This is a genomic window from Citrobacter sp. Marseille-Q5395 (assembly GCF_947057495.1).
Lineage (GTDB): Bacteria > Pseudomonadota > Gammaproteobacteria > Enterobacterales > Enterobacteriaceae > Citrobacter > Citrobacter murliniae.
The window spans coordinates 399,477-410,817 of sequence record NZ_CAMSEL010000005.1 but is presented as its reverse complement, the minus strand read 5'-3'; the positions used below and the strand labels follow the sequence as shown (position 1 = coordinate 410,817).

At 49.5% G+C, this 11,341-nt stretch carries 9 protein-coding genes; 7 read left to right on the top strand and 2 right to left on the bottom strand.

Translation table 11 applies throughout. The features are described 5' to 3' along the window. The first annotated feature begins 30 nt into the window (after positions 1–30). Together pstB and phoU are read left to right on the top strand one after the other, a co-directional pair. Positions 31–804, top strand: coding sequence for a phosphate ABC transporter ATP-binding protein PstB (gene pstB, locus OH663_RS08130; RefSeq protein ID WP_045448988.1), 774 nt, complete (start codon positions 31–33; stop codon positions 802–804). Between the two features lie 137 nt (positions 805–941). Beyond that, positions 942–1,667 (top strand): phosphate signaling complex protein PhoU, encoded by a 726-nt coding sequence (gene phoU, locus OH663_RS08125; RefSeq protein WP_003023824.1) that lies wholly within the window; start codon positions 942–944, stop codon positions 1,665–1,667. 103 nt (positions 1,668–1,770) lie between these two features. On the opposite strand, the gene yieH is transcribed toward phoU, so the two are convergent. Beyond that, positions 1,771–2,436: a 6-phosphogluconate phosphatase gene (gene yieH / locus OH663_RS08120; RefSeq protein ID WP_045448986.1), complete on the bottom strand. Its 666-nt coding sequence runs from the start codon at positions 2,434–2,436 to the stop codon at positions 1,771–1,773. Between the two features lie 167 nt (positions 2,437–2,603). On the opposite strand from yieH, the gene adeP reads away from it, so the two are divergent. From adeP to phsC, 5 genes are all read left to right on the top strand, one after another. Then, positions 2,604–3,941, top strand: a complete 1,338-nt coding sequence (gene adeP / locus OH663_RS08115; protein ID WP_045448984.1) for an adenine permease AdeP — start codon at positions 2,604–2,606, stop codon at positions 3,939–3,941. Positions 3,942–4,349: 408 nt separating this feature from the next. Continuing rightward, positions 4,350–6,053, top strand: coding sequence for an HAL/PAL/TAL family ammonia-lyase (locus tag OH663_RS08110; RefSeq protein ID WP_200011115.1), 1,704 nt, complete (start codon positions 4,350–4,352; stop codon positions 6,051–6,053). Then, positions 6,050–7,630: a flavocytochrome c gene (locus OH663_RS08105; protein ID WP_233617295.1), complete on the top strand. Its 1,581-nt coding sequence runs from the start codon at positions 6,050–6,052 to the stop codon at positions 7,628–7,630. Before OH663_RS08110 ends, OH663_RS08105 begins: the two co-directional genes overlap by 4 nt. Before the next feature lies 1 nt (position 7,631). Next, entirely contained in the window at positions 7,632–8,048 is a 417-nt protein-coding gene (locus OH663_RS08100; protein ID WP_052369300.1) for a cytochrome c3 family protein, read from the top strand. An 8-nt stretch (positions 8,049–8,056) separates the two neighbouring features. Then, a complete protein-coding gene (phsC, locus tag OH663_RS08095; RefSeq protein WP_200011117.1) occupies positions 8,057–9,664 on the top strand; it encodes a thiosulfate reductase cytochrome B subunit in 1,608 nt (535 codons plus the stop codon). 42 nt (positions 9,665–9,706) lie between these two features. Here the strand turns inward: phsC and OH663_RS08090 are convergent, their stop codons facing one another. Beyond that, a complete protein-coding gene (locus OH663_RS08090; RefSeq protein WP_200011119.1) occupies positions 9,707–11,119 on the bottom strand; it encodes an AAA-type ATPase lid domain-containing protein in 1,413 nt (470 codons plus the stop codon). Positions 11,120–11,341 lie beyond the last annotated feature (222 nt).

Here is an 11,341-nt window from a genome sequence, read left to right as displayed (position 1 = left end):
ACGGCGGCGCTGAATGAGGAAGAGATTGAGATGAGTATGGTTAACACGACTCCGGGTAAAATTTCAGTACGTGACCTGAACTTCTACTACGGCAAATTCCATGCCCTGAAGAACATCAACCTGGATATCGCTAAAAACCAGGTAACTGCGTTTATCGGTCCGTCAGGTTGCGGTAAATCAACGTTGCTGCGTACTTTTAACAAAATGTTTGAATTGTACCCGGAGCAGCGTGCAGAAGGTGAAATCCTGCTGGATGGCGACAATATACTTACCAACACCCAGGATATCGCACTGCTTCGTGCCAAAGTGGGGATGGTGTTCCAGAAACCGACGCCGTTCCCGATGTCCATTTATGACAACATCGCATTTGGTGTACGCCTGTTTGAAAAGCTCTCCCGTGCGGATATGGATGAGCGTGTGCAGTGGGCGTTGACCAAGGCCGCATTATGGAACGAAACCAAAGATAAACTGCACCAGAGCGGGTACTCTCTCTCCGGTGGTCAGCAGCAGCGTTTATGCATTGCGCGTGGTATCGCCATTCGCCCGGAAGTACTGCTGCTGGATGAGCCATGCTCAGCGCTCGACCCGATCTCCACCGGGCGTATCGAAGAGCTGATCACCGAGCTTAAAGAGGATTACACCGTTGTTATCGTCACCCACAACATGCAGCAGGCTGCACGTTGTTCAGACCACACGGCGTTTATGTACCTGGGCGAATTGATTGAGTTCAGCAACACGGACGATCTGTTCACCAAGCCCGCGAAGAAACAAACTGAAGACTACATTACCGGCCGCTACGGTTGATATGCCCTTCAGCTTTCAAGCGATAACCGCGTTGGCTGCCTTTGCTCACCCCAGTCACGTAGTAGGCTACGCTCCCGGGGACTCGCGCAGTTGCCGCCTTGTTCTCGCTCGAAATCTTTTGGACATCTGGAGAAATGATGGACAATTTAAATCTTAATAAACATATTTCCGGCCAGTTCAATGCAGAACTGGAGAGTATTCGCACCCAGGTGATGACCATGGGCGGCATGGTAGAGCAGCAGCTTTCTGATGCGATTACCGCCATGCATAATCAGGACAGCGAGCTGGCGAAGCGCGTCATTGAAGGCGACAAGAACGTCAACATGATGGAAGTGGCGATTGATGAAGCTTGTGTGCGTATCATCGCCAAGCGTCAGCCGACGGCGAGCGACCTGCGTCTGGTAATGGCAATTATCAAAACCATCGCTGAACTGGAACGTATTGGTGATGTGGCCGACAAAATTTGCCGCACCGCGCTGGAAAAATTCTCTCAGCAGCATCAGCCGCTGCTGGTAAGCCTGGAATCACTGGGTCGCCACACCGTGCAAATGCTGCATGATGTGCTGGATGCCTTTGCGCGTATGGATCTGGACGAAGCGGTACGTATCTACCGTGAAGACAAGAAAGTTGACCAGGAATATGAAGGTATCGTGCGTCAACTGATGACTTACATGATGGAAGACCCGCGCACTATTCCAAGCGTACTTACCGCGCTGTTCTGTGCGCGCTCTATCGAGCGTATCGGTGACCGTTGCCAGAATATTTGCGAATACATCTTCTACTTCGTGAAGGGGCAGGATTTCCGTCACGTGGGCGGCGATGAGCTGGATAAGCTGCTGGCGGGTAAAGATCCGAAAGAGTAATAGTTGTGTGATCCGCAGGCCCGGTAAGCTTGCGCCTCCGGGCAGTTCGCCGGATGGCGCTAATGCTTATCCGGCCTACAATACAATAACCATTCCGACATCATTAGCGCGTCAAATTCCACCCACGAGCCTTCCACAACTCAGGTAACTGCGCCAGATCGGTAAAGGTCGTTACTTTTGGATGATCGATCGGCTTGTTGTGTGGATCGGCACAGAAGTAGAAAACCTCCATTCCCGCATCGATTCCCGACTGCGCACCTGCACTGGAATCATCCACCAGAATGCAGTTTTCTGCGTTGACGTTCATTGCTTTTGCCGCATGAAACATCAGGGCCGGATCGGGCTTCCAGCGCTGAATATCATAGCCACTGAACAATAAATCAGGGAAATGATGCAACATACCCAGCTTACCCAGAGAATGCTGCATTTTGCTGACCGGACCGTTAGACACCACGCATATGGGCACAGCCATGCTGTCCAGCAATGAATTAGCCCCTGCAATCACCTCCAGTTCGGTATCGAACAGGCGTGCGACCTCAGCGCGGTAAACGGGTTCTAAATCGGCTTTCGCCAGTTCGACACCGTGTTCTTCGTTGATAATGTCGATGATCTCGTAGAGCTTTACCCCCTTGAAGCGCTTAAAAATCTCTTCAAGATCGAGCGTAATGCCGAACGCCTGGAACATGCTGACATACGCGCGAGAACAAATTACTTCACTGTCGACAAGGGTACCGTCACAGTCAAAAAATACGGCTTCTATCTGGGACATGTCATTTCCATTTTAACAAGTTTAACGTTTACGTAATGCATAATGGGGTGACGCAATCGTTGCCGTATAAGCAAATTCAATGAAAAAAGTTGCTCATAACCCAACCCTATTGTCGCATTTTGGTATAGGATAGCGACGAATTTTCCCTCCTTGTTCGGAAATTGATAATGAGTCAACAACACACAACCCAGGCTTCTGGCCAGGGGATGCTGGAACGCGTGTTCAAGCTGCGCGAACATGGCACGACGGCGCGGACCGAAGTGATCGCCGGTTTCACTACTTTCCTGACGATGGTGTATATCGTTTTTGTTAACCCGCAAATTCTTGGCGTTGCGGGTATGGATACCAGTGCAGTCTTTGTCACCACCTGTCTGATTGCTGCATTTGGTAGCATCCTGATGGGACTGTTTGCCAACCTGCCGGTAGCGCTTGCACCTGCGATGGGGCTGAACGCATTTTTTGCCTTTGTAGTCGTCGGTGCGATGGGGTTGTCATGGCAGATTGGTATGGGCGCTATCTTCTGGGGCGCGGTTGGTCTGCTGCTGCTGACAATTTTCCGTGTGCGTTACTGGATGATCGCCAATATTCCGGTCAGCCTGCGCGTGGGGATCACCAGCGGTATCGGCCTGTTTATCGGCATGATGGGGCTGAAAAATGCCGGCGTTATCGTGGCGAATAAAGATACGCTGGTTTCTATCGGCAACCTGACTTCCCACAGCGTGCTGCTGGGCGTTCTGGGCTTCTTTATTATCGCGATTCTGGCATCACGCAACATTCATGCGGCGGTACTGGTCTCGATCATTGTTACCACTCTGTTGGGCTGGTTGCTGGGCGATGTCCACTACAACGGTATTGTATCTGCGCCGCCGAGCGTTATGTCCGTCATCGGGCATGTTGATCTGGCCGGTTCATTTAACATTGGTCTGGCGGGCGTTATTTTCTCTTTCATGCTGGTCAACCTGTTTGACTCCTCTGGTACGCTGATTGGCGTCACGGATAAAGCCGGACTGGCGGACGCAAAGGGCAAGTTCCCGCGCATGAAGCAGGCGCTGTTTGTGGATAGCGTTTCGTCTGTTACCGGTGCGTTTATCGGTACATCTTCTGTAACCGCGTATATTGAATCCTCTTCCGGGGTTTCGGTCGGCGGGCGTACTGGCCTGACAGCGGTTGTTGTTGGTCTGCTGTTCCTGCTGGTTATCTTCCTTTCGCCGTTGGCGGGAATGGTTCCGGGATATGCGGCTGCCGGTGCGCTGATTTACGTTGGCGTACTGATGACGTCCAGCCTGTCACGTGTGAAGTGGGATGACCTGACAGAAGCCGTTCCGGCGTTTATTACTGCGGTAATGATGCCGTTTAGCTTCTCCATTACCGAAGGTATTGCGCTGGGCTTTATTTCCTACTGCGTAATGAAAATCGGTACCGGGCGCTTCCGTGACCTCAGCCCGTGCGTCATTGTTGTCGCGCTGCTGTTTGTATTAAAGATTGTGTTTATTGACGCACATTGATTTACCAGCCGCTTCAGCTTCACATTATGAAGCTGAAGCGGCTCCTCTGGTTATCCTGCATTATTCCTCCCCCTGCTAATTATCTTTTTCTGAATAAAAACAGACTGTAATTGATTAAAAATAATTATGAATAATAACCAAGGCTAAATATCTGTTTGGTCATAACAAGGTAAATAGCAAAATTGCACACCCGTTTCCCAGAAATCGTCACGGTTCATCCTATGACGCAGTGGTGCTGGCCTCGGTTGCGGTTTCAATTAGTTAAACACTCTGTTAATAAATTGAAATGTTTAAATTTCATTATTTTTGAAATATCAAAAATAGCCTTGATAAATGCAGGGTGCATTTCAAGTTTCGCATGCGTTTTTTTCGTTACTGTTTCTTATCTCTATAAAAAGGAATTCAGAAATGAAAAAGACGACCACTGGGATACTTTGTGTTTCTCTGCTTTTTCCATTGTTCGCGTCGGCATCCAGCGTAACGCTGGATGGGCACTCGTTAACGCTGGATGAAGCCTGGGCTATCGCACAGGGACAAAAACAAGTCGATATTGCGTCAACCGCCATGAATCGCGTCGATAAAGCCAACAAACTATTGATGATCGCTGCGGGAAAAGGTGTCCCGGTTTATGGGCTAACCGTTGGTGTTGGTTTGAACAAAGACAAATCACTGTTTGATGCGCACGGGAAATTAACTCCGGAAGTTATCCAGGCGTCGCGTGAATTTAATATCAATGCACTGCATGCACATGCTGCAGGTGTTGGTCCTGATATGCCTGACGAACTGGTGCGTCTGGCGATGGTGATCCGTCTTAACACGATGCTGACGGGGAATACTGGCGCTCAACCGCAGGTTGCCAGGATGTACCAGCAGCTACTCAACAAACATATCACCCCTGTGATACCGTCGCGCGGTTCTGTTGGTGAAGCTGATATTACCCTCGCGTCCCATATTGGCGATGTAATGATTGGTGAATGGCGTGTGCGTGTGAACGGCACCGAGATGGCTTCCGCAAAAGCGCTACAACAAGCCGGCATCGCGAAACTCGAACCGCTCGGTAAGGACGCGCTCTCTATCCTCTCTTCAAATGCAATTTCCGCCGCGTATTCAGCCAAAGCGTTGCTGGAGTCCAGGCAGATTATCAACATTACGCCAGCGGTGTTTGGTTTGTCTCTGGAAGCGCTGGATGGCAACGTTGCACCATTCTTGTACCAAAGCTTAAGTGTGCGACCTTTCCCCGGTGTGCAGGATACCGGGGGAAGCATTCGTAATGCGCTAAGCGGATCTTATCTCTGGCAACATCAGGACGGGCGCCCTTTACAGGATCCCCTTTCATTCCGTACGACGGTATTTGTGCTGAATGAAGCGCGTCGTGAATGGAACGAAGCCTGGCAGATGCTGGAAATTCAACTAAACAGCTCCGACGATAATCCTGCGGTGATTGTGGATGCAGACCACTCGTTGGCGGAGAACAGTCAGGTTGAGCAGTACTTTGTTAGTGCGAAAGATGCTAACGGTGAAACCATAAGCGGCGCGATTTTCCCTACCTCTAATTTTGAACCCCTCCCGCTGGCGCTGGCGATTCAGAACTTGTCTTTAGCAATGGGGCATCTGGCGCATAACAGCGTTCAACGCACGTTACACCTGTCTGATGACCATTTCACCGGTCTAAGTCGCTTTCTCGCGTCTGATACCAATCAGAAAGGACACGCTTTCGGTGCTATCCAGAAACCTCAGGTAGCGTTACTGGCGGATATTCGCGATTTGGTTAACCCGGTCTCTCTCGATGGTCAACCGATGGCGGGAACCATTGAGGATACTTATACCAATAACCTGCGAGCCTCCAAACGACTGAGTCAAATTGCCGATGATATGTGCAATATCTATGGTCTGGAGCTGTTGCACGCGAGTCAGGCTATCGATTTACGCAAGCAGAAAAAACCAGATCTGAAGCTGGGCGAACTGACAGGAAAACTCTTTGCCACTTATCGTGAAAAGGTTCCGTTTGTTACCCAGGATCGGATTTTCAGTGACAACATTGCGGACTCTTCTGCGATGGTGGCGTCATTCCCTGCCAGCTCACTGGTCAGCATGAAGACAGGGAGCAAATGACGGCAATGAAAAAAAACAGCGATGTGTCGCGGCGAGCTTTTCTAACCCAAAGCACAATCCTGGCGACAGGCGGCGCACTGGCGACGCTGACGGGAACGGCATGGGCGCAGGAGAGCTGCGCCCAGGTTCAGGGTGTTCGCTACCATAAAATTTACGATGTGATTGTGGTCGGGAGTGGTTTTGCCGGTTTGGCCGCCGCACTTGAAGCGGTGCAGGCCGGTCGCAGTGTTCTGGTTATTGATAAAATGCCTGTTTTTGGCGGTAACTCGGCGATTAACGGCGGTGCGGTCGCCGTTGCCGATTCTCCCCCGCAGCGAAAAGAGGGGATCGTCGATTCACCTGAGCTGATGTACAAGGACATGCTTAAGGCCGGACGCGGCCTGAATGATAAAGAGCAGCTGAAAATTCTGGTTGAGAATACGAACGCGGCGTATGAATTCACGCTTAAACACGGCGTAAAGTACAAACCGTTTGTACAACACTTTGGCGGCCATTCAGTCCCTCGTACGCTGCAAACCGTGGAGAGTTCCGGTGCGGGGATCACCCGTCCATTGAAAGAATCCGCCGCGAAAATGGGCGTGGTTTTCCGTTCTCAATGCAAGCTGGAATCTTTCCTGCAAAACGCGCAAGGGCGTGTGATTGGTCTGACGGTTCGCGATGGCTATCAATTCCCTGACGAACAAACCGGGCAGATTCGTCATTACGGCGCACGTTATGGCGTAGTGATGTGTTCTGGTGGTTTTTCTAATGATTTGCGTTTCCGCAAACTGCAAAACCCCATGCTGGATGAGCGAGTAGACTCCACCAACCATCCTGGTGCCACGGCGGAATGCCTGGTACACATGCTGCGTATTGGCGCAACACCCGTACAGCTAGATCTAATCCAGCTAGGTCCCTGGTCATCGCCGGACGAACGAGGCTTCGGCTATGTGTCGCAGTTCAATACTATCTCCGGTTTTCCCAACGGGATCATGGTCAACCCGCGTACAGGTCACCGTTTCACAAACGAACTTGCCGATCGCAAAGAGCGTGAAGAGGGCATTCTGGCGCAGGTAGATGAAAAAGGTAATCCACTTTATCCCATCTGCTTCACGACGCTGGAAGGTGCAAAACTGGCCCAGAGTCTGGGGCATGCATTGCACTATGGCGTAGCCTGGCAGTTTGACTCGCTGGAACAACTTGCGGCTCATTTTGGTATCCCTTACGCCACGCTGCAGGATGAGGTAGATGCCTACAATGCCGCTGTTGCACGTAAAGGCGGTGATCGGATGAAGAAAGATGTCAGTCGTGCTGTGCCGCTGGAGAAGGGGCCGTTTGTCGCGGTGCGCGTGTGGCCCAAAGTGCACTATGTCATGGGCGGGGTACAAATCAGCATGCGCGCGGAGGTACTCAATGCGGCGGATAGTCAACCGATCCCTGGGTTATATGCTGCCGGAGAAGCAACCGCGGGGTCACATGGTGGTAGCCGCCTCGGTAGTTGCGCCGTTGCAGACTGTCTGGTCTTCGGTCGTATAGCCGGTCTCAGCGCCGCCTCTGCAACCGCAGCGGATGATTCATTTGATGTTGGGGGAATTTAACATGGCGAAATTTTGCATGGCCTTGTTACTGCTGTTGACTGGCAGTTTTTCTCAACTTGGTGTTGCAGCAGATAACGAAGCCGCCTTTCACCAGCAACTGAATACGATGGCTGTTAAGCCTTATCATCATTCTCTGGAAGCCACCGGGCGCGATACATCATGCCAATTGTGTCATGGCGCCAGCACGCCAGTCGCCGCTCCAAATGATAAAGCATGCCTGAGTTGTCATGGAACGCGGGATCAGATTGCGGGATTAACGCAGCCAGATCCACATAAAAAGAATGCCGAGCCTAATCCGCATGATTCGATGCATTACGGCAAAGATGTTCCCTGCACTGCCTGCCATAACGAGCACAAACCTTCGGTTATCTACTGCAACAACTGCCACCTCTTTAAATATCCGGATATGAAGCCATGAGGGATATTATGTGTGGGCTCTTAAAGAGAGGTTTGTTTTGTCTGGTTTCAGGATTGATATCGCTGTCGGGGTATTCCGCTCCGATCCCGACAGCGCAGCTCAATCAACCCTGCCAGGAATGCCATGCTGACAGTGACATTCAGGGAATATCAACCGATAAAGTGCAGGCTAATTTATTCGTCTCAATGGATAAATATCACGACAGCGTACATGGCAATGTGCCATGTATCGCTTGCCATCAGAGTCAGCCGGAAAGTGAGGGGTTTTCAGCCACCCCGCATGTGCTAAAACCCATTGGCGATAAGGTTTGTGAGAGCTGCCACGGCGTTGTGATGCGCGATACCGTGCATGCCATGCAGCAAAGCGTACATAATCAAAAGATTGCGAAAGGGCTGCTTTCCTGTACCTCCTGCCATAATGCGCACACGATGACGGCCGGGGAGATTAATCATCCAGATAAAAAACAAATCGCAGATGGTAATCTGATGTGCACCAATTGCCATTCGCGGGCAGGTGTATTTTCGCAGTTATCCGGGGGAAAGGCTTCTAAATCTCAGGATATGGCGCATTCAGCGCTACCTTATGCCACACAACACCTCAGTAGCCTGCGGTGTATTGATTGTCATGCTGATGCCACGGATACAACGTTGCACCGGATATTACCGGCCTCACAAACGATCGGATGTGAGCAGTGTCATGGTGACGGATCGCTGCTTAGTGCTCGCCACAAAACGTTTGCCCCTGATGAAAACACCATTGCTGGCAGTAAGTTGGGGAAAGGATTATTTGACGACCTTGCGCTCAGAAATAAACTGGCGGCGGTCGCGGTCTCAGCCCCTGTTGTTCGTCAGGTTGATGGTGCCCTGTTTACCGATACCTATATGATCGGCAATAACGGGAGTGGGCGAGTCGATCGTTTGTTTGCATACGTTCTGTGTGGATTCGTTATTCTGCTTATTTGCCATGGTTTGGGGCGACTTGTGATATCTCATCAGGCAACAGGCGGAAAGATAGAAAAACGTTATCTCTATACGTTGCCCGTTCGCTGCTGGCACTGGCTAAATGCACTTTGTTTTGCCGTACTTATTATCAGTGGTTGCGCATTGCACTGGGTAAGTTTTCGATTCTCTCTTTGGGTCGATGTACATAATATTACTGGCGTGCTTTTGTGTGTTATCTGGTTGGGCTTTATTCTGTTGGCCTGCTGCGGTAACGGGCATCACTATCGGGTTCGTTGGCAGGGAATTATTGGGCGCCTGGTACGTCAGACTCGTTATTATTTGTATGGTATTTTCCGCGGAGAACCTCACCCGGAACATGCTTCATCTGTGGCTAAATTTAATATCCTGCAACAACTGGGTTATATCGTCGTGATGTTTCTGTTGTTACCGCTACTGATTATCACCGGGTTATTGATGATGTACCCCGGTTATACGCCGGAAACCCTCTTCACATTGCCGGGTAAGCAAGTCGTTGCATATCTCCACTATGGTCTTGCTGTCACGATGGTGGCATTTATCATCATACATCTGTATTTGTGCAGTACTGGTGATACGCCAGGTGCGCTGATTAAAGGAATGATTGACGGTTTTCATCGTACCAGGACGCGTAAATAAAGGCGTTGCTCCCCTTTCCCTCATAATGAAAGGGGAGTGCTACTATTTATCTTTCACTGCAATACCGAGTTTCTTTATTTTGCTGTACAGGGTATTGCTATTCACACCAAGCAGTTCCGCTGCCCCACCTTTCCCTGAAATTTTCCCCCGCGTCTGGCGCAGCGCCAGTTGAATATGTTGACGCATCGCTTCATCAAGTGGCGCAATGGCATTGGTATTCATCTCGCCAGGCAGCATGATGTTGAGCTCATTGAGAGTGCCGCGAAAAAAGGCGTTTTCTAACAAACCAATTAATTCAGTAATATTGCCTGGCCAGTTGTACTCCCAAAGCAGGCGAAGAGAGTCTTCGCCTAAAACAGGTAAGGAGGCCTGTTTATGCTGTTTCGACAGGTATCTCAGATAGTGTATCAACAGAAGCGGAATATCGTTATGTCGATAACGGAGCGGAGGTAGCGTAATAACCTGACAGAGAATGTTGGCGTACCGTTGGCTTGTTATATTATGCTGATGAATGCTGTGATTTTCACTGTTACTGGGTATTTGAGTAGCTGAAAATGGTAGGGTCTGAATGGCTATAACCTGTATCTGGCAATATTCTCGGTAGTTTGAATGCAACCCCAGCAGAAAATTTTGCCAGCGCTCGGGTAATAACCTTATTTCATTTATCTGCAAAGACCCCTGATGCAATTCCAGAAATAAAGCAATGTTCGGTGGCAGAGCAAAATCGATAACCACCGTTTTGTCCACTTTTCCATTTTTTATGATTATCAATTGCCGGGCGGAGGCATCAAGTATTCCATAATAATGAATGCCGTTAGAATTGCGCTGTCGTAAAGCAGCTACAAAGGTTTTTTTTCCGACGCCCTCTTCACCCAACATCAGAATGGGTTGTTTACTATTTGCCAGTTCATCTAACGAATTATAAAGCTGGTACAGTGGGATATTGGACGGGCTGACAACGAATTGCTCATCTTCTTCTGATGCAGGAAGTCCTGGTATAAGAGGGGGGATATTTTTCAGTAAGAGGTTATGCCGTGACAGGGCAATGAAGGCAAGCAAGGAGAGCTCTCCTCGTACTGATTCAAACAACGCCGTATGCTGCGGTGTAAAGGCATTTGTATGGTAACTAAACACCCCCATTGCACCCAAACGCACGCCGTCCAGATGCATGCGCATCAGTATAAGGGATTTGATATTACGAAAGCAGGTATTTACAACATATTGAGTCAGCGGGCACTGACTCAGATTATCAATAAGTTGAGTGGAGAAATTATCCGAATAATCGAATTGTCGGGCAATGTTTTCAGGAATAGGGATGACATCCCGTTTCAGTCGTGCCGTTTTATGTGTCGCCAGTGCTAAAAACTGAATACAGCGGATGTCACTACGATAGTAGTTAAAAAAAATACCATCACATTCTATAGAATCTGGTATCGCCTGCAGGCAGGCATACATGGATTTCTCCAGCTGTGTACTGCTACATACTGCTGTCCGCAAATGTGACAAAGTCCTGTCCATGGCATATCCATTGTTCACGAGTGACAAGATGTCGGGAAAAAAAGAGTAGATATATTTATAAATAATATTATTACAACCGTAACAGTTGGTATAACTATGCCATAAATTGCCAGGAGAGAAAACAGAGGAGGGGATAATTCTGGAGCAGAGTCATAAATA